18 protein-coding genes are annotated in these 18,920 nt (G+C 37.7%); 13 read left to right on the top strand and 5 right to left on the bottom strand.

Annotated features, from left to right (window positions below):
- The first annotated feature begins 5 nt into the window (after nucleotides 1-5).
- From BacF7301_RS06245 to BacF7301_RS06295, 11 genes are all read left to right on the top strand, one after another.
- A complete protein-coding gene (locus BacF7301_RS06245) occupies nucleotides 6-749 on the top strand; it encodes a lipopolysaccharide kinase InaA family protein (RefSeq protein WP_167961227.1) in 744 nt (247 codons plus the stop codon).
- A gap of 4 nt (nucleotides 750-753) precedes the next feature.
- On the top strand, nucleotides 754-1,806 hold the full coding sequence (locus BacF7301_RS06250) for a CDP-glycerol glycerophosphotransferase family protein (protein ID WP_167961229.1): 1,053 nt from the start codon (nucleotides 754-756) through the stop codon (nucleotides 1,804-1,806).
- 38 nt (nucleotides 1,807-1,844) lie between these two features.
- The gene (locus BacF7301_RS06255) at nucleotides 1,845-2,882 is read left to right on the top strand and encodes a pyridoxal-phosphate-dependent aminotransferase family protein (RefSeq protein ID WP_167961231.1); all 1,038 of its coding nucleotides are present in this window, start codon (nucleotides 1,845-1,847) and stop codon (nucleotides 2,880-2,882) included.
- 11 nt (nucleotides 2,883-2,893) lie between these two features.
- Nucleotides 2,894-3,388, top strand: a complete 495-nt coding sequence (locus BacF7301_RS06260; RefSeq protein ID WP_167961233.1) for an FAD synthase family protein — start codon at nucleotides 2,894-2,896, stop codon at nucleotides 3,386-3,388.
- 27 nt (nucleotides 3,389-3,415) lie between these two features.
- The gene (locus BacF7301_RS06265; RefSeq protein ID WP_167961235.1) at nucleotides 3,416-4,210 is read left to right on the top strand and encodes a glycosyltransferase family 2 protein; all 795 of its coding nucleotides are present in this window, start codon (nucleotides 3,416-3,418) and stop codon (nucleotides 4,208-4,210) included.
- A gap of 12 nt (nucleotides 4,211-4,222) precedes the next feature.
- A complete protein-coding gene (locus BacF7301_RS06270; protein WP_167961237.1) occupies nucleotides 4,223-5,206 on the top strand; it encodes a glycosyltransferase family 2 protein in 984 nt (327 codons plus the stop codon).
- Between the two features lie 39 nt (nucleotides 5,207-5,245).
- Nucleotides 5,246-5,977, top strand: coding sequence for a glycosyltransferase family 32 protein (locus BacF7301_RS06275; RefSeq protein ID WP_167961239.1), 732 nt, complete (start codon nucleotides 5,246-5,248; stop codon nucleotides 5,975-5,977).
- Entirely contained in the window at nucleotides 5,977-6,888 is a 912-nt protein-coding gene (locus tag BacF7301_RS06280; protein WP_167961241.1) for a glycosyltransferase family 8 protein, read from the top strand. The genes BacF7301_RS06275 and BacF7301_RS06280 overlap by 1 nt, the downstream gene beginning before the upstream one ends.
- Before the next feature lie 17 nt (nucleotides 6,889-6,905).
- Nucleotides 6,906-7,733, top strand: a complete 828-nt coding sequence (locus tag BacF7301_RS06285) for a glycosyltransferase family A protein (RefSeq protein ID WP_167961243.1) — start codon at nucleotides 6,906-6,908, stop codon at nucleotides 7,731-7,733.
- 114 nt (nucleotides 7,734-7,847) lie between these two features.
- Entirely contained in the window at nucleotides 7,848-8,696 is an 849-nt protein-coding gene (locus BacF7301_RS06290) for a glycosyltransferase family 2 protein (protein ID WP_245208390.1), read from the top strand.
- A gap of 71 nt (nucleotides 8,697-8,767) precedes the next feature.
- Nucleotides 8,768-10,483: an LTA synthase family protein gene (locus tag BacF7301_RS06295; protein ID WP_167961245.1), complete on the top strand. Its 1,716-nt coding sequence runs from the start codon at nucleotides 8,768-8,770 to the stop codon at nucleotides 10,481-10,483.
- An 81-nt stretch (nucleotides 10,484-10,564) separates the two neighbouring features.
- On the opposite strand, the gene BacF7301_RS06300 is transcribed toward BacF7301_RS06295, so the two are convergent.
- The 5 genes from BacF7301_RS06300 to BacF7301_RS06320 all read right to left on the bottom strand — a co-directional run bounded on the left by BacF7301_RS06300 (nucleotide 10,565) and on the right by BacF7301_RS06320 (nucleotide 14,915).
- The gene (locus BacF7301_RS06300; protein WP_167961247.1) at nucleotides 10,565-11,194 is read right to left on the bottom strand and encodes a LicD family protein; all 630 of its coding nucleotides are present in this window, start codon (nucleotides 11,192-11,194) and stop codon (nucleotides 10,565-10,567) included.
- A gap of 220 nt (nucleotides 11,195-11,414) precedes the next feature.
- Nucleotides 11,415-13,082 (bottom strand): IS66 family transposase, encoded by a 1,668-nt coding sequence (gene tnpC, locus BacF7301_RS06305; protein ID WP_167961249.1) that lies wholly within the window; start codon nucleotides 13,080-13,082, stop codon nucleotides 11,415-11,417.
- A gap of 101 nt (nucleotides 13,083-13,183) precedes the next feature.
- Entirely contained in the window at nucleotides 13,184-13,414 is a 231-nt protein-coding gene (gene tnpB / locus BacF7301_RS25905) for an IS66 family insertion sequence element accessory protein TnpB (RefSeq protein WP_256380260.1), read from the bottom strand.
- Nucleotides 13,415-13,538: 124 nt separating this feature from the next.
- On the bottom strand, nucleotides 13,539-13,904 hold the full coding sequence (gene tnpA, locus BacF7301_RS06315; RefSeq protein ID WP_167961251.1) for an IS66 family insertion sequence element accessory protein TnpA: 366 nt from the start codon (nucleotides 13,902-13,904) through the stop codon (nucleotides 13,539-13,541).
- A gap of 399 nt (nucleotides 13,905-14,303) precedes the next feature.
- On the bottom strand, nucleotides 14,304-14,915 hold the full coding sequence (locus BacF7301_RS06320) for an HU family DNA-binding protein (protein WP_167961253.1): 612 nt from the start codon (nucleotides 14,913-14,915) through the stop codon (nucleotides 14,304-14,306).
- A gap of 604 nt (nucleotides 14,916-15,519) precedes the next feature.
- Between BacF7301_RS06320 and BacF7301_RS06325 the strand changes: the two genes are divergently transcribed.
- Together BacF7301_RS06325 and BacF7301_RS06330 are read left to right on the top strand one after the other, a co-directional pair.
- Nucleotides 15,520-17,607 carry a virulence-associated E family protein gene (locus BacF7301_RS06325; protein ID WP_167961255.1) on the top strand — a complete coding sequence of 696 codons (2,088 nt, stop codon included), beginning with the start codon at nucleotides 15,520-15,522 and terminating at the stop codon, nucleotides 17,605-17,607.
- Between the two features lie 60 nt (nucleotides 17,608-17,667).
- Entirely contained in the window at nucleotides 17,668-18,801 is a 1,134-nt protein-coding gene (locus BacF7301_RS06330; RefSeq protein ID WP_167961257.1) for an AAA family ATPase, read from the top strand.
- Nucleotides 18,802-18,920: the final 119 nt, after the last annotated feature.

Consider the following 18,920-nt stretch of genomic DNA (forward strand, 5'->3'; position numbering starts at 1 on the left):
GAAGTATGAAAATAGTAGTAAATCCTACATATGAGTATTTGCGTAGATTTATAGAACATATTCCAAGCTCTTTTGAAAAGGAAGGTCGGGTTATCTATTCCGGGAGAAACCTTATCAAGGTGATGGAAGTGGACGGAATAGAGATAAATGTGAAGCGTTATGGAATTCCGGCTTTTGTAAATCGGGTCGTTTATTCATTCTTTCGTGTTCCTAAAGGAAGACGTGCTTTTGAATATCCTCAAATGTTACTACAAAAAGGTTTTGAAACACCGGTGCCTATTGCATATATAGAACAAAGAAGATGTGGATTAATAGATTATTCCTATTTTGTTAGTATGCAGTCTCCTTATCAGAGAAATTTTTATGAGTTCGGCAATGCGGATGTAGAGCATTGTAAAGATGTGGTCATAGCGTTTGCGCGTTATACGGCTAAATTACACCAGGCTGGTATTATGCATCGTGATTATTCTCCAGGCAATATTTTATTTGATAAGATTAATGGTGAATATCATTTTATGTTGGTTGATATTAATAGGATGAGTTTTGGAAAGATAAGTGTGGAGATGGGGTGTGCGAATTTTGCCCGTTTATGGGGTCAAAAGGCTTTCTTTAGGTTGCTGGCAAAAGAGTATGCGCAGGCACGTCATGCTGATGAGACATATTGTGTAGAACGTGTATTGTCTTGTCGGAAGAAATTTTGGACTTATTTTGCAAAGAAACATACGGTTAAATATAATTTGGAGTTATAGAAATATGCGTATTGTATTGTTTTGTGAAAACAAATATGCTATTGATATATTATATCCGATTTATCAAGAAGCAATGAAGTCGGCAGAGAACCAATTATTATGGTATGTTCATTTGCCGAAGATTCCTGTATTTCCATTACAGGAGGAAGTAAATTATACGAGTTCTATGCAGGCAGTATATGATTTTTCTCCTGAAGCGATATTTGTTCCTGGTAATATTGTGCCCTATTATTTGCCTGGGGTGAAGATACAGGTTTTCCATGGCTATGCTGCCGAGAAGAAAGATCATTGGGTTATCCGTCGATATTTTGATACATATTTCACGCAAGGACCGTTTTTTACCAAAAAGTTTAAAGAATTGTCTGTAAAATATGGCGATTTTGAGGTTGTCGAGACCGGATGGCCCAAACAAGACTGGATTAAATCCCATTGGCATGATTTTGATATTGAGCGCGAAGAATTGTTAAAAAGGCATGGTAAAACACAAATAGTCTTGTATGCACCTACGTTTTCACCATCTTTAACATCTATCCCTGCATTAAAAGAAGCTTTGTTGCATTTAGTAAAAATGAGGAATATTGTCCTCCTATTAAAATTTCATCCATTGACTCGTAAAGAATGGGTTGATGAATATAAGGAATTGGCAGAGCAAGAAGAACATATTGTGTGGGTAGATGGTTTTAATGTCACTAAATATCAGTTAATGGCTGATGTGATGATAAGTGATACTTCTTCTACTGTATATGAATTTCTGCTTCTAGGACGTCCGGTTATAACTTATCGCACAATTGCGAAAGAGATTTATTGGACAAATATTACGGAGGTTGGCCAGTTGTTGGAGGCATTTGACCATACCTTATATGATGAAGAAAATATAGCAAGGCGGCGCTGGGTTGTGGATAACTATGACCCTTATTTGGATGGAATGGTTTGTAAGCGGATGTTGGTTGCCGCCGCAGATTACATTCGTAGGCACGGTGTACCTAAGAAACGTAAGTTGAATTTATGGAGAAGATACACTAGTATTAAAAGATTTGGCAGGATAAAGAAGAGGTGAATGGGAGAAAGATGTTGAATAAATTAATTAAGTAAACTATGAGGTCATACGTTTTTCCGGGAAATATAGAAGACTCAATCCTTCAGATTGGAGGTAAGCCTTTTCCTTATATGCGTACAGAGCAATTCTCTGAACTTGTGAAAGATTCAGAGAAAATGCTTTTGGATTTGATGCACTGTCCAAGTGGTCGTGTGATTTTCTATACGGCTTCAGGAACAGGTGCTATGGATGCTGTAGTGGCGAATTATGTTTCTCAATGCAAGAAAGCATTTATTATAGCTGGCGGTTCTTTTGGTTATCGTTGGAAAAGTCTTTGTGAGTATTACCATTGCCCGAATGAAGTCTTTGCGGTACCTTTTGCTCAGGATATTGACTATGCGCAATTGGAAGAGGCCGTTGCGGCTTCACGACCCGATGTGTTCTTGTGCCAGCACCATGAAACATCTACCGGGCAACTTTATAATATAGAGAGAATCTCAGAGATTTGTAAGAAATACGGTGTTTCTTTGGTTGTGGATGCTATTAGTTCTTTCCTCTCTGACGAATTGGATATGGAAGTATTGGGCATTGATATTTGCATTACCAGTAGTCAAAAGGGGTTAAATATAGCTCCAGGACTATCTTTCCTGTTTTTATCCCCAAAAATACTCGAGACTACTTTTGCACACAGATCCTATTATTTCGATTTTGCAGAAAATTTAAAAAATCTTGAACGTGGTCAGACGCCTTACAGTCCGGCCACTACTATATTTCTTCAGTTGCATGCTCGTTTGAAGATAGATATATCACTTGGCGTCCAGCAAATAATAGCTTCTGTACGCTCAAGAGCTCTTTATTTTCGTAGTTTGTGCAAACAGAATGGTTGGGAAATGCCAGTAGAAGTTCCTTCCAATTGTATAACTGGTTTTTTTGTGAGAAAAAACGGGGATATTCTTTTTAAGGAGTTGTTAAAACAAGATATCTATATTATGCCTGGAGGTACTCCCGGTTATTTTCGGGTGTCTCATCTTGGTGTTCAAACCACAGAGGATTTGGATGATTTGGCTAATCGTATTAAAGATATTGAGAACCGTTAAATCTATATAGTATGGAAGAAAAGAAGATAAGAGTATTTACATCAGGCAGTTTTGATTTGTTTCATATCGGACATCTCAATATTTTGGAACGGTCGGCTACATTGGGCGATGAACTTATAGTGGGTGTAAGTACAGATGAGCTCATACAACATTATAAAGGAATGCCGCCGATTATTCCTTTTGAACAACGGATACGGATTGTGTCCTCTCTTAAATGCGTAACCAAAGTAGTTAAGCAGGTAAAGTTGACGGAAGTTGCACAATTGAAAGAAGAAGATATAGATATTGTAACGATAGGTGATGATTGGGAAAATAAATATTTAGAAGGACTAGAATGGATGAAACAGCAACCAGGAAAGGAAGTTGTGTATTTTCCATATACTCCGGGTGTTAGTACGACAGATATTAAGAAGAGAATTATAGAGAGTACAAATGAGATTATTGCTGCTGCATTGCAGCGTGAGGCTGAGTTGGATTATAATTGGCCGGAAGATGAACAGAAATAGTGAAAGTTTAATTTAAATCTTAATGAAATGTTAGTCTCATTATTAATATCCACATATAATTGGAAAGAGGCATTGTCTCTTTGTCTTTATAGTGCTTTTGCTCAAACGGTGAAACCTTATGAGATTCTGATTGCAGATGATGGTTCCCGTGATGATACAAGGCAGCTTATAGATAAGATGAGGGAGAAGACGGATATTCCGATAGTGCATATATGGCATGAAGATAAAGGTTTCCGTCTCTCTGCTATTCGCAACCGTTCTATAGAAAAAGCCAAGGGGGATTACATTATCCAGATTGATGGAGACATAATTTTGGATAGGAATTTCATTTCTGATCACTTGGAATTGGCTGAAAAAGGTTATTTTGTTTGTGGTAGCCGCGTACTTTTAGGAAAAATGTATACTGCTCGTCTTTTGAGAGGAGTGGAAAGATATCCTGCCACGCTCAAACAAGATTTAAGGTTTATGTTAAATGGTTTTCGTTCCCGTATCCTCCGACATTACTTAGCAGATCGATACGCTAAACACAGTATGTTGAGCATAAGGGGATGTAATATGGCTTTTTGGAAAGGAGATTTATTGCGAGTGAATGGATATAATGAGGCACTGGAGATGTGGGGACAGGAAGATGTGGAGATCTCTTATCGGTTGATTCATGCAGGTGTTCAGAAAAAGCAATTGAAGATGGGAGGAGTGCAGTTTCATCTTTATCACAAATTTGCTTCTAGAGAAAATTTGGAATATCATGAGAAAGTGTTGCAAAAAGTTATAGACGAAAAAGCTATTTGGTGTGAGAATGGGATACTAAAAAGAAATTCTTAATTTAAATTATTAATGAAAGTACCTCTGATAAGTGTAATTATTCCAGTTTATAATGTTGAACAGTATTTGCACCAATGTTTGGAATCTGTTATTGGGCAAACTTATAAGAACCTGGAGATAATTTTGATAGATGATGGTTCTACGGATAATTCTCCAAGAATTTGCGATGATTTTGCGGCTAAAGATAAAAGGATAGTGGTTATACATCAGCATAATGCAGGCTTAAGTAGCGCTCGCAATGTAGGCTTGGATATGATGACAGGCGACTATGTTAGTTTTGTGGATAGCGATGATTGGATTGAGAAAGATATGTTTGCCACATTATTAACAGTCTTGGAAGGAGAAGAAGATACCGAAATTGTAGTTTGTTCGTATTATTGGGTACGTGGCGAACGTTGTATGCCTGTTGATAATTCAGGGAAAAAAGTTATTTATACTAGGGAAGATGCATTGAAAGAACTGTTTCGTGATAAAATAATAAGGAATTATGTTTGTGATAAATTTTATAGACGAGAGCTTTTTAAAGATATAAGGTTTCCTGTAGGTCGATTTTATGAAGATATAGCGGTTACATATAAGATTTTTGATAAGATTAATAAACTTATTTTGGTGGGTATTCCTAAATATTATTATCGAATTCATGAAGATAGTATTGTTGCCAAGGAAAATCCAATGAAAGGATACCATTTCTTTTTAGGAATGTATGAACAAGCTTGCTTCGGGATAAGAGAGAATTTGTTTGCTAAAGGATACTCTACTATTGTAAAAACAGGTATACATTTGATTAATCATATTATTGCTTTAGATTATTCATGTGATGTAGCTGAAGTATTGAAGAATACCCTACTTATATTACATAAGTATGATACTTATGGGGTTAGAGAATTAGGCTTTGGTGTTTGTTTTAGACGCTATCTGATTTATCATTTTTTTACACCATATTGTTGGTGTTATAAGCAATATAGAAAAATGTTTAAGCGTAGAGGTCGGGGGTGATAGGAGAATAGTATATAGATAAATTAATATAAAATAGATATGATACCTAAAATTATTCATTACTGTTGGTTGAGTGGTGATCCTTTTCCGAAGGACGTTCAAGATTGTATAGATACTTGGAAGAAGCATCTCCCTGATTATGAGTTTAAGCTATGGGATCTCTCATGTTTTGATATTGAGTCCTCTCGATGGGTTAAAGAGGCTTATATGTTTCGTAAATATGCATTTGCTGCTGATTATATCCGCATCTACGCTTTGTATAATTATGGGGGGATTTATTTGGACAGTGATGTGGAAGTTCTAAAGTCATATAACGATTTGTTGCATCTTCCTTATTTCATAGGACGTGAAAGAACAGATGAGGAAGGGGAAGTTGCAATAGAGGCGGCTACCTTGGGGTTTGAGAAAGGGCATCCATTGTTGAAAGATATATTAAGCTACTATGACAGGCGGAAATTTCATCTTAAAGGAAGGAAATTCGATGTTCGTACTCTTCCGTACATAATGTTAATACATATTCAGAAAAACTATATGTGGAAGCGGGTTAAGTCTGTTGACGACTTTGATTATGATGAGTCTATAATCTCTCTTCTTCCGGAAGACTACTTTAGTCCTAAGACTTGGTGGAATCAAGATTTAAAAGTAACGTCTAATACATATTCAATTCATCATTTTGCTGGTGAATGGAAGAAGAAAAAGAGATGGGCTGATCGAATGAGAGCTTGGCGTTTTCGTTTTTTGGGTTTGTTTATGGACAAATATAAAATATAATGAATATAGTTTGTTCTATAGATAATAATTATGTACAACATTGCGGTGTTATGTTGCTCTCTTTTTTTGAAAACAATAAGGGAAGTAATCATTGTGTTTATTTGTTGACAGAAGGGCTTGCTGAAGAGAATAAAAAATGTATTCAGGATTTGGTTGAATCATATAATGGAAGTTTCTTCTACTATCTTGTTGATCATAAGGCACTCACTTTATTCCCAATTCGGGTGCAAGATCACTTAACTATTGCAACATATTATCGTTTATTGATGGCCGATATTCTTCCTGTGCATTTGGATAAGGTTATATATTTGGATTGTGATATTGTTATTAATGACTCTGTTCAGGAATTGTGGAATACTTCATTAGATGGGTATGCTTTAGCTGCGGTTGAAGAACTGGGATGCTCATTGCCAGATGTTTATGAGCGGCTTGGATATGATGAAAAATATGGTTATTTTAATGCAGGGGTATTGCTCGTAAATCTAGCATATTGGAGAGAATTTTCTTTAACGAAACGTTTTTTTGAATATGTGGCCGGAAACTCCATAAAATTAAAGTCGCATGATCAAGATGTTTTGAATGCTTTGTTGCATGATAAGTGTTTGCATATCCCTTATAAATGGAATGTTGAAGAAGCTTTCTATCATTATTCGGTAATAAAAAGATTAAAGTTTAATCCAGAATTATCGTTTGTTTTACGTCATCCTAGTGTTTTGCATTACACGTGGAAGCCTAAGCCTTGGGAATCTTCTTGTAACCATCCATTTAGAATAAATTATTTTGTTTATTTGCAAAAACTAGGAAAATCGACTTTTACGTTTAAAGAAAGATTGATGGCTTCTATAGATAAATATATCTTTTGTTTTTTGCTAAGAATAAAAATGAGAGGTCACCAATATTATAAACTATGATTCTAATAACTTGAAGCATGGAAAATAATAAAATAATATCTGTTGTAATTCCTTGTTATAATCAAGCGGAATTTTTACCAGAGACTTTAGACTCTTTAATTGCTCAAGATTATGGAGGCTGGGAAGGTATTATTGTAAATGACGGTTCTTTAGACAATACAGAAGAAGTAGCCTTGGCATATCTAAAGAAAGATCACCGTTTAAGATATATAAAGAAAGAAAATGGAGGACTTTCGTCTGCACGGAATTGTGGGGTAGAACACGCTTTGGGAGAATTTATCCTGCCATTAGATTCTGATGATATTATAAAGCCTGAATATCTCTCCAAGGCTATTGAAGCTTTTGAAAGAGAACCACGATTAAAATTAGTTTATTGTCTAGGTTATTGTTTTGGTGTTGTTGCAGAATTGTGGGATCTTGTTTATAAAGATTATAGTTCTTTGTTATTGCAGAATTCTATCTTTTGCTCTGCAATTTATCGAAAAAAAGACTGGCTGCAAATAGGTGGATATGATGAGGGGATGAAAAAAGGATTTGAAGATTGGGAATTTTTTATTCGTCTTTTAGATGATGATAGTTTGGTTTATCAAATACCTACTCCTCTTTTCTATTATAGAACCAAAGAAGTTTCTATGGTTACAGCTACTCGTGCAAAAGATGTTCGTATGGCTTTAGAGGATTATATCTACATGAAACATCGTGATAAATATGAATCACATTTTGGTGGTTTGTTTGATGTGCATCGTGAGATGGTTAAGTTAAAAAGAAAAAACGATAAATATAAGAATAAATGGTATCGCCGCTTCTTTTATAAATATATCAAATCTAATTTGAGGAAATTTTAGGCTTGTAATGATAAGAGTAATACGATAGTTTAAAAAATGAAATTGTAAATGCGGCTTTATTGTGTGTAAATTGTTATATATAAGGATAAATAGTTGAATATAGATTAAGGGAATATGCCACGACTGACTATAATAACGATTAATAGAAATGATGCTGAAGGTTTGGAGAGGACCTTGAGAAGTATCTGGGAGAAGCAAACGTTTGGTGATTTGGAGCACATTGTTATTGATGGAGCTTCGACTGATAATAGTGTTGATGTTATAAGAAAGTATGAACGGAATTTGGCCTATTGGGTATCAGAACCAGATGGAGGAGTCTATAATGCTATGAATAAAGGTATTGTTAAATCTGGGGGAGATTATTTGCTGTTCTTAAACTCTGGTGATTGGCTCGAAGATGATGTCTTGGCGCGTGTGTTTAAAAACGATTTTTCTGAGGATATAGTTTATGCTGATTTATATTATTATCGTGAAGCTAATGATGTAGAGCTTGGTTCCTATCCAGATAAATTGACTCTTCCATTTATATTCACTCATTCTTTAGGACATCCCTCCACTTTTATAAAAAGGGAACTGTTTAAAGATATGTTATATGATGAGAAATATAAAATAATATCCGATTGGACATTTTTTGTGAAACAGATACTGCTGTATAACCGTACAACAAAACATCTAAATGTTGCAGTCTCATATTTTAATGTTTATGGGATAAGTTCTGATCCTAAAAATAAGGATTTAATTTTGCAAGAGCAGTCTGATTTTTTTAAGAATGGTTTTCCATGTCATATTAGTGAGTTTTATCAAGAATATACTGTGCTTCGAGAAAAGGCTGGAATTCAAGAACAGGCGTTGGATATAATGTCAAAACATAGGATCCAACAATTACTGGATTCTGTTTGGATTCAGAGAAAAGCACGACAGTGTATAAAATTATTATTTTGGTTGAGGCGAATATTTGATTAGAGCATACTTTAGGGTTGATAGGCTTTATCTCCTCATGAGGTATTTGGATTATACAAACAAAAAAATATACTATGTTAGAGAAGCGATTGTGTTTTTATTTCTTGTTTACTTTGTGCTTTTTTATTTCATTAGGACAACTTTGTCATATACTAGATATTTATGGCTCTAATGATTGGATAGCCCAAGTATGTCGGCTAGGTGATGCGATGCTATTATCACTTCCTTTGTTCTGCCGAAAAAAAAGAATAATGTTATTTTATTTATTATTTATAAGTTTTTTTCTTTTATCTATAGTATGGTATTTTCGTACTTATTCAACGATAATGCCATTAAGTTCTTATCTGCTATTGGTAAACTTGAAAGGGCTCGGTGGAAGTATTGTTGCCTTAATAAGATGGGAAGACGTTCGCGTTGTTATATCATTTTGGTTAGTGTTTGTTTTTTATTGTTGGGTGGATAAGAAATATCAAGATATAGGTCGGGAAAAGATAAAAGGAATTGTAGCGTTTTCCCTTGTAGGACTAATGGTTATATTTGTGATTATACCTTATTTCCCTAATAGACGTTCGGTGGAGAAACAGCCTAAATATATATATCCGCTTGATGCAGCAGAGGGATTTAAGGAATTTGGATTGGTTAATTATTGGATTTATCAGTTCTCATTGTTTCATGGTGTTTCAAATGATGAAAAAATATATGCGGATAAATTTATAAAAAAGAATGTTTATGAAAGAAAGGCAAGTGCTTCTGATTCAATAACTCATAAATACAAGAATTTGATTCTTATATTAGTCGAATCTTTTCAAAGTTGGCCTATTGGTTTGGAAGTTGATGGGATTGAGGTCACTCCATATATTAATAGTCTTGTGAATAGAGATGATTGCCTTTATTTCTCTAATATGATGCCGCAAGTAAAAGATGGGCGTTCTAGTGATGCTCAACTTATTATTAATACAGGACTTTTGCCGTTAAGAGTTGGAGCTGCCTCTAGTCTATGCTCTACGAATACATTTCCTTCTCTTCCCAAAGCCTTAAAAGAGAAAGGGTATTGTACAGTTTCTTTTGTTTGTGATGGAGCAAATTATTGGAATCAGGGAAAAATGTCTTCTGCTTATGGATTTGATCATCTTTATGATCGTATGAAACTCAATGCTGCGTGGAAAGCGGCAGATGAGGTTTTATTTGAGCGAAGTATTCCGTTGTTGAAATCATTAAAGAAGCCTTTTTATGCTCAGATTGTAACAATAGCAAGTCATAGTCCATATAATAAACCTCTTTTTTCTAATACTCCTTTGTTATGTCAAAAGTTTGAAAATGAAGAGGTCAAGTATTATTTGAATGCCTTGCAATATGTTGATCATTGTATTGATGAATTTATAAATAATCTGAAAAAAGAAGGCTTGTATGATAATAGTATTATAGTTATTACTGGTGACCATGAACAAGTTTCTTTGAATATGTATGAAGGACGTAAACAGGTAAAGGGCGAAGATTATTTTATACCTTTTATAGTCTTGAATACTTCTTTTAATTCTAAATTTTCAGATAAGGTAATAGGACAGATGGATGTTTACCCTTCTTTATTGGAGTTGATGGAGTGTTCTAACTATTTTTGGAAAGGATTGGGAGAAAGTGTTTTTGGGGATACGATTAGTGATTTTGCTACTTTTCGTACCGGTATACCTGCTGGTGGTAGGGTTGTTCCAGACTCAGTGAAAGAATATAGAAAGGAGTGTTGGCGGATTTCGGATATTCTTCTCCGGATGGATTATTTTAAAAAAGAATAAAGCTAAAATTCTAGCTTTATTCTTTCAATAAGTTACCTGTTATTGTAAATTATGATGTGTATTTATATAACGCAGTGGCTTTTATTTTATGATTTTGTATATAGGTCTAAATAAGAATCTTCTGTGTTGTTCCAAATAAGTTCCTCTTTTGTCTTCATCATTTGATGGTGAGTTACTAATTGGAGTTTGCCAATCTTTACCATACCAAAATTCAAGCAGCTTTATGCTGTGGTTGGGAATTTTAAAGGTTTCACCTAAAAAAATCATCTTTTTAGTACAACGAAAATATTTTCGAGGTATGATACGGTAAAGGTATCTTACGTAAAAAGGGCTTATCAAGCCTTTTAGTTTGTTTACAATATACACGTCGATGTATACATTGTTTCTAATAAATGAATAAATCACATTCTTTTCATACCGACATAGCTTTAGCCCTGCTTGAGATAATTCCGGAATAACTTCTACTAACTTTTCTTCTTCAAACGTACAAGTGTCGATGTCAATATCGTGTTTGATGAATTGTTGTTCGCGAATAGCTCCTAACAAGGTTCCATGCATAAGTAGAAATTTGATGCCTCTCTTGTCTAGGACTGCTTTAAAATCTAATAGATTCTGTTTTGCGATAGAACTGTCTATTATGATAGAATTTTCATAAGTGAGATCAATCTCATCAAAATGAAAAGGCTGCTCTTTTATTATTATTTGTCCCATATTAATCTTTGTGTTATAAAAATTTGTGCAAATATATATAATATTTTTGGTTCTTCGTCAAATTTGGTGGTACTTCTTCTACTGTGAATAAAGGTAAGCGAACGGTCAACTCCGTATTGTAGTCAATAATAAAATCCTAAGATTTCCTAATTTTATGTGGAGATTTTCCCTTATCTGGTGGATGTCGATGATTTCATAGTTTTCGTGGATTTAAAGGATTTCAAAGTAGTCCTACTGCTTTCAAGTTATCAGGAAGCAAATCTGCTATATCCTTGGTGTAGTCTTCATCATAATCATGGACATGGTCCAAGAAGTAAATCATCCACGTTCTGAAGTCTACGCCGGCAGCTTTGCAGCATCCCATAAAACTATAAATAATAGCCGTGCTTTCTGCTGTATCGTCATTTTGACAGAATAAGTAGTTTTTTCTTCCCACGGCAACGGGTCTTGCCGCATTTTCAATCCCATTATTATCAATATTATATCTACCATCCAAATGATAACGGGATAACTTGTTGAAGCGGTTGTAAGTATATAAAATAGCCTTTTCGATGGGACTGCCTTTGATGACCCTGGCATGTTCGGCGACCAACCATTTTTCAAACCGGACCATAATAGGATACGCCAAACGTACTCTTAGTTTTGCCGCGTCTTCAAACGAAAGAGCCTGATCTTTAATCTGTCGTTCTACCTCATAGAGTAATTGGATTTGCTCCAGGGCGCTTTCCGCACGTTCCTTGTCATTCTTAATCGCGTCAGAGAATTTTCTTCTGGCATGCGCCCAGCAAGATAACAGGATAACCCCTTTCTTCCCGTCCAGTAATTCATATCGTTCATAACCATCGGTTTGGAGAGCGCCTTGATATCCGCTAAAGAGCTTGAGAACTACTTCTCCACTTCTGGAACCTTTATCCCAATAAAAATACTGTCGCCCGCACATAGGATCCCGCACAAGCCAGAGATATCCTTTTACTGTCTTGTGTTTATCACTGCGTACCACAGGAAGTGTGGTCTCATCACACTGCAAATAATCGGTTTTCTTCATTAACTCCCATAATCGGAAGTGCAAGGGCATGAGCAGGCCGCTTACTTCCTGGAACCATCCTAGGATAGTAGGCTCCGGGATTTTTATGCCTGAGCGCTCAAACTGTTTGTGTTGCCGGTAGAATGGTATGTGGTCAACGTACATATCTACCATAAGGTCAGCAAGCAAGGATGACGAGGCATAACTCTTTGCGATTGGTTTGACCGGGCAATCAGCCATAACAATGACATGGTCCGCTTTGCGTATGGCTTTATGACGATAGGTGCGAAGTACATAGAACTTTGCGGGTTCTTTTATCAGGACTTCTGTGTACAGTGGTTCCTTCCCATCCAGCAAATCCCATTCTTCCGGGTTGTAACCTTCCGGATATACATGCTCGATTTTACGTTCCAAGTTTTCCGGAAGAGCTTTGCGCACAGCGGTCTTCTTAGCTTTCTCCATGCGCCTGGCCCTTGCCTCTTTACCTGACCTTATTTCTTTCTCGGCTTTGGCAGCCGCTTCCTTTTCTCCGGGCAACAGGTCAACACCCTCAAAAAGTTCCAATTGGCGTGCCTGGGGATCCGGATTGATGTAACGCTCCGATTTCCCTCCATACAGTTGACGTTTGAGATAGTCCACTTGCTTTTCCAGTTGGGCAATGCGGGCCTCCTTTTTCTCGAGTAATGCCTCTTTCTTGTTGATTATGGTGTCTTTTGCCGCCAATTGCTCCTTGTAAGCCTGCTGTGCTTTTTCAGGAGTCATGTTTTGAGATGACCGTAACCGGCTGTTCTCTTGAAACAGCCGGTCACGGTCAGCCATTAATTGGCGTATAAGTTCATCCTTGTCAATGGTGTTTTCGAGCATGAGCCGTTTGTTTTAACGATATAAAGATACAAAAATAAACGAAATTGCCCGGACATATTTATGACTATTTTCTATTATTCTTTTGATTTTGAAGTTATATCTTATTTTGCTGGAATCCATCTCTTCCGGCGTTTGACTTTCTGCGCATCTATCCCTTGGACCATTAAGACCAGGTCACTCCAAAGGGTTTCATGAGACACTGCTTTACCCTCCTGGAAATCTATTCGGGGCAGGGAGAAATGACCTATGGATAGTTTCATGTGGTAAATCACCAAACCGCCATACTCCATGTGAAGAATCTTCATTCCAGTACAAAGCTTATTGATAAAAATAAACGCATCGCCATCTTAAACATCCATTCCCATCTGATTGGTAACGATGCCACTAAGAGTATAGAAACTTTTGCGCATATCCGTAGGATAAGGGTATAAATAAAATCGGTCTGAGGCTGTAAGACTAAACATGGGGGTAAGGTTTTAAGGTGAGTAAGTGCTTAAGTATTTCTAAATCACAGACACTCTCCAGTTGTAATATGACGCCGTTAGAGTAGGTTATCTTTATATCCTGGGGCTTAAACACCGGTTTTTTCATTATTGGTTCAACCGGGGAACCGGTAAGGCAGCTAACCGCCCCGGGGCTTATGGGAATAAACTCTCTTGGAGTATCCAAGGAGGAAACGGCTTGCACCTTAAGGGTTTTAATCCAATAATAGAACCTATTCTCTTGAATACCGCGTTCTCTGCAAAATTCACGAACACTTACACCCGAGGAGGCGTATTCATTGTAAAGGTGCTTGAAATAATCTAATGTCCAATATACCATAATATTCGGTTTGAACGCAAAGATAGGAACCATGAACGATTATTTATAGACGCAGTTGACCGATCGCTTACGTTCATATGGCGATATAGTTTGAGATTGCAGAACAAATATAGGCATAGAACAACACAGGAAAAAAGGTTTTATAGGTTTTTCAGAGAGAAGATGAAAAAAAGTCAAAACTATGTAGAGATTATTGAGCGGGTGCCCTGGTTTACAAATTGAATTCAGCACCTACTAGAAACGATTTTTCATTTTCATTTCTCATATTCTCATGATTTTGACATAAGTAATAGATAATGAATGTAATAAACTATGAGAAATGCTTTCCGAAAATGGCATTTCTCATAGTTTTCTTCGCAAAATGACCCTAATTTTGCTTATTTCTCATACTCATTGGAATCATTTCTCATAGTACCCCGGACCCGGTACATAGATAGGTTGTGTTGGTTTTCCGATATTTTGCAACTTGCCTTCTGCTTTCAATCTGCGTATTTGTCGGCTGGCCATACTTTGAGTGAAGCAGCAAATTGACTGCATATTAGTACGGGTTAATACGGGATTCGTTGCAAAATATTCAGTGAGTTCCCGGTCGATCTCTTCTTCTGAAAGAGATGCGGAGTGCGGTTTATATTTTGAGCGTCGTAGGTGTGTGTCCATGCACGAACTCTTTAAATCTCTGTCAGCTTGGAAGTTGATGGATTTAAATTTCACTTTGTCGGCACGGGTAGTAAGTGAGTGTATGGGTTCGGTGGCTTGCAATGTGATTTGAAAATAACCGATTCCATCCAGATGTACTCTTTCTCCTTCTCGAAGATGATTGCCCATGCATCTGCTCAGTTCCATTAACATTGCTTCTACTTCTGCTTTTCCGAAGGTAGTTGCCATGTGGATTTCTCTTGCCAGTCTTTGAGTGGTGACATGTTGAAAATTAACCACCCGCGGGTGATAACTTGGTTCTTCCCCTTCTTTTTCCGGTTGGGGATTCTTATAAAACTCGAATTGTATTGCCATTGCTTTTTTTATTTAATAGTGATTGATATGTTATGTTACTTATGTTGTTGTTACATCTTGCTTTCATTATTTTATTTTCCTATTGGCATCTTTATCGTTCCACTCCAGTAGATAGGGCCTTGCACTCCAGTAGACAGAACTTTTTACTGTAGTGAACAGGCCTGTGCACTCGAGTGGGACGGTTGGGATGTCCTTTCAAAGATACAACAATATTAGGCGAAAAACAAGTAAATCCTTAGTTGTTTACACGTAAATAATAGCTTGATTCCATATTAAATAAGGTTGACCGGCATGCAGAAGATATAGTTGTGCTGACTATGAGAAATACCCTGAAATGCTATGAGAAATGGGCGATTTTGAATCAAAAAGTGGGAAAAAGTATGAGGAATGCCATTTTTGAAAAGTATTTCTCATAGTGTATCTGTTTGATTGACTATGCTTTATCCGAAAACTATGAGAATATGAGAAATGAAATTGAAAAATCGTTTTTAGTAGCGAAGTGCGGAATAGTGCTTTTGAAATTTGTTTGTATGGAATATTTACAGTACTTTTGTGTGTGGTAATAATCGCCCTACACAAACATGCAGGACAAAATAAATAAGTAATGAGAATAACACAAATCAGAGACGACGGCAAAGTGAACACTCTGCGGACGTTAAAAATCGAACAGCTCGTAGAGCTAATGAAAGTGGAAACCAAAGCGCAACTCGTCTCAGGAATGAGAGAAGTCCTGCCTTATATACTTCCAGGTGATAAAAATGATTATGTACAGAAAGTGCCGAAGCTGCTTCCTGCAGCGGCCTTCGTCCGCAAGAACGGAATAATGACAATGGATGAGTACAATGGGGTTGTGATGATTCAGGTGAATAACCTGTCTGGGCTTATGGAGGCAGATGAAGTGAAAGAACGCGTGAAGGAGTTGCCCCAGACTTACCTTGCTTTTACCGGTTCGTCCGGAAAGTCGGTAAAGATATGGGTGCGCTTTACCTATCCCAACGATCTTTTGCCTGCTGACCGCGAACAAGCGGAACTTTTTCATGCGCATGCCTATCGGCTTGCCGTGAAGTTCTATCAACCTCAGCTTCCTTTCGACATTGAGCTGAAAGAACCTTCGCTGGAACAATATTGCCGTTTGACTTTTGATCCGGACTTGTATTTCAATCCCGAAGCAATGCCTATTTATATGAAACAGCCGATGACTATGCCGGGAGAAACGACTTACCGCGAACAGGTACAGACAGAAGCTTCGCCCCTGCAACGGCTTGCACCGGGATATGATAAGCATCATGCGTTATCTGTGCTTTTTGAAGCGGCTTTTGCACGTGCGCTGGATGAGCAGGGCAGCTATTCTCCGGGTGATGATATACATTCTCTGTTGGTTTGCCTGGCCGGGCATTGTTTTCGTGCCGGTATTCCTGAAGAGGATACAGTGCGGTGGGCTCGTGCTCATTATCGTTTGCCGAAAGATGATTTGTTGATTCGGGAGACGGTGAAGAATGTGTATCGCACTTGTGAAGGATTTGCCGATAAGAGCAGTTTGCTGCCGGAACAGCTATTTGTGATGCAGATGGATGAGTTTATGAAACGGCGCTATGAGTTCCGCTTCAACCAATTGACCTCACAGGTGGAATGTCGGCAACGGAACAGTTTTGATTTTTATTTTCGTCCGGTAGACAGGCGGTTGATGGCAAGCATTACGATGAATGCGCAATACGAAGGACTTAAACTGTGGGACAAAGATGTGGTGCGTTATCTGAATTCGGATCGCGTGCCGCTCTATCAGCCTGTTGAAGAGTTTCTTTATGAACTTCCTCCCTGGGATGGAAAGGATCATATCGGTGATTTGGCCAAGCGGGTTCCTTGCGACAATCCTTATTGGGCGCAATTGTTCCGTCGTTGGTTTCTTAGCATGGTGGCTCATTGGCGTGGAATGGGTAAAAATCATGCGAATAGCACTTCGCCTATATTGGTCGGCCCGCAGGCTTACAGGAAATCTACGTTTTGCCGTTTGATTCTTCCGCCGTGTTTGCAGGCGTACTATACGGATAGTATTGATTTTAGCCGGAAACGGGATGCGGAGTTGTATCTGAACCGCTTCTTGCTGATTAATATGGATGAGTTTGACCAGATTGGTATTACTCAGCAGCCTTTCCTGAAACATATTCTGCAAAAACCGGTCGTTAATACGCGGCGTCCCAATGCTTCGGCTGTGGAAGAGCTTCGCCGGTACGCTTCTTTCATCGGGACAAGTAATCATAAGGACTTGCTGGTGGATACTTCCGGCAGCCGTCGTTATCTTGGTGTTGAGGTGACGGGGGTGATTGACGTTGTCCGTCCTGTCGACTATGAACAGCTTTATGCGCAGGCAATGGCGGCATTGTATCACAATGAGCGGTATTGGTTTGACGAAAAGGAAGAAGCTATTATAATGGAAGCCAATCAGGAGTTTGAACAATCACCGGCTATAGAGCAGTTGTTCCTTGTATATTATCGGGTTGCGGAAGATGATGAGGAAGGAGAATGGATGCTTGCTGCGGATATATTGCAACGGATACAAAAGGCGAGTAAAATGAAATTTTCTCCCGGACAGGTGAATTACTTCGGGCGTATCCTGCAAAGATTGGGAGTGCAGTCGTACAGGAAGACGCGCGGGGTTTATTATCATGTAGCGGCTGTTGCTCAAAAAAAATAGGTATGCATATAGACTTTATTATTTTATAATAATTATCTTTGCGTAATAACGTGCGAATGTATGAAGACTATGATAAGAAACCCCTTTATAACAAGCGGATATGTATCTGCTGATTATTTCTGTGATCGTCGCCAAGAGAGTGAACGGTTGGTAAGTGAAGTGGTGAATGGGAATAATCTGGCCCTTGTCTCTACCCGGCGTATGGGGAAAACGGGGTTGATTCGACACTGTTTTCAGTTTCCTGAAATTCAAAATAATTATTATACGTTTTTCATCGATATATATGATAGCCGCTCGTTGCGTGACTTGGTATTTGCACTCAGCAAGGAGATTCTGGAAGTGCTTAAACCTGTCGGAAAGAAGGCTTTGCAGAGTTTTTGGGAATGTGTGAAATCTTTGCAGGCCAGTATTTCTTTTGATGTGAACGGAGTTCCTTCCCTGAATTTAGGTTTGGGGGATATACAAGCACCTGCCAATACGCTTGACGAGATTTTTAGATATTTGGGACAGGCAGACAAGCCTTGTCTGGTTGCAATTGACGAGTTTCAGCAAATCACCGGATACGTGGAAGAAAATGTGGAAGCTACTTTGCGTACTTATGTGCAGCAATGCAATAATGCCCGTTTTATTTTTGCAGGTAGCCAGAGGCATGTAATGGGTAACATGTTTCTGACTGCTTCCAGGCCTTTTTATCAAAGTGTGTCGATGATGCATCTGGAAAGTATTCCTTTGGAAGAATATATCACTTTTGCCTGTATGCATTTTGAACGGGATGGTAAGACGATAGAGAAAGAGGCTGTTTCTGTGATTTATGAACAGTTTGAAGGGATTACGTGGTATATGCAAAAGGTCTTGAATGCACTTTATGATATGACTCCGGATCGGGGGACATGTGAAGTAGGAATGGTGGCGGACGCTATCCGGCAGATTGTGGATTCATTTAGATATACTTACTCGGAAATCCTTTTTCGATTGCCTGAAAAACAGAAAGAATTGTTGATTGCCATCACCAAAGAAGGGAAAGCCAAGGCTATTACTTCGGGGGCTTTTATAAAGAAGTACAGGTTGGCTTCTGCCAGTTCGGTACAAGCTGCATTGAAAGGCTTATTGGAGAAAGACTTTGTTACTCAGGAAATGGGCATTTATCAAATATATGACCGCTTTTTGGGTATTTGGCTGAAAGAAAGTTATTGAATAAAATGTTACCTTCTTGGATTTTAAAGATGTATGTTAATCACTTTCTTAGAAACGCTTTCCGATAAATCGCGTTAATAATTAGGTGAAACTGCTGTCAGTTAATCAGTTTTATTGTA

This window comes from Bacteroides faecium, from assembly GCF_012113595.1.
Classification (GTDB): domain Bacteria; phylum Bacteroidota; class Bacteroidia; order Bacteroidales; family Bacteroidaceae; genus Bacteroides; species Bacteroides faecium.

Excerpts from the sequence above, each read along its gene's own strand:
- BacF7301_RS06245 (WP_167961227.1), top strand. The coding sequence starts at position 6 with ATGAAAATAGTAGTAAATCCTACATATGAGTATTTGCGTAGATTTATA.
- BacF7301_RS06250 (WP_167961229.1), top strand. The coding sequence starts at position 754 with ATGCGTATTGTATTGTTTTGTGAAAACAAATATGCTATTGATATATTA.
- BacF7301_RS06255 (WP_167961231.1), top strand. The coding sequence starts at position 1,845 with ATGAGGTCATACGTTTTTCCGGGAAATATAGAAGACTCAATCCTTCAG.
- BacF7301_RS06260 (WP_167961233.1), top strand. The coding sequence starts at position 2,894 with ATGGAAGAAAAGAAGATAAGAGTATTTACATCAGGCAGTTTTGATTTG.
- BacF7301_RS06265 (WP_167961235.1), top strand. The coding sequence starts at position 3,416 with ATGTTAGTCTCATTATTAATATCCACATATAATTGGAAAGAGGCATTG.
- BacF7301_RS06270 (WP_167961237.1), top strand. The coding sequence starts at position 4,223 with ATGAAAGTACCTCTGATAAGTGTAATTATTCCAGTTTATAATGTTGAA.
- BacF7301_RS06275 (WP_167961239.1), top strand. The coding sequence starts at position 5,246 with ATGATACCTAAAATTATTCATTACTGTTGGTTGAGTGGTGATCCTTTT.
- BacF7301_RS06280 (WP_167961241.1), top strand. The coding sequence starts at position 5,977 with ATGAATATAGTTTGTTCTATAGATAATAATTATGTACAACATTGCGGT.
- BacF7301_RS06285 (WP_167961243.1), top strand. The coding sequence starts at position 6,906 with ATGGAAAATAATAAAATAATATCTGTTGTAATTCCTTGTTATAATCAA.
- BacF7301_RS06290 (WP_245208390.1), top strand. The coding sequence starts at position 7,848 with ATGCCACGACTGACTATAATAACGATTAATAGAAATGATGCTGAAGGT.
- BacF7301_RS06295 (WP_167961245.1), top strand. The coding sequence starts at position 8,768 with ATGTTAGAGAAGCGATTGTGTTTTTATTTCTTGTTTACTTTGTGCTTT.
- BacF7301_RS06300 (WP_167961247.1), bottom strand. The coding sequence starts at position 11,194 with ATGGGACAAATAATAATAAAAGAGCAGCCTTTTCATTTTGATGAGATT.
- tnpC (WP_167961249.1), bottom strand. The coding sequence starts at position 13,082 with ATGCTCGAAAACACCATTGACAAGGATGAACTTATACGCCAATTAATG.
- tnpA (WP_167961251.1), bottom strand. The coding sequence starts at position 13,904 with ATGGTATATTGGACATTAGATTATTTCAAGCACCTTTACAATGAATAC.
- BacF7301_RS06320 (WP_167961253.1), bottom strand. The coding sequence starts at position 14,915 with ATGGCAATACAATTCGAGTTTTATAAGAATCCCCAACCGGAAAAAGAA.
- BacF7301_RS06325 (WP_167961255.1), top strand. The coding sequence starts at position 15,520 with ATGAGAATAACACAAATCAGAGACGACGGCAAAGTGAACACTCTGCGG.
- BacF7301_RS06330 (WP_167961257.1), top strand. The coding sequence starts at position 17,668 with ATGAAGACTATGATAAGAAACCCCTTTATAACAAGCGGATATGTATCT.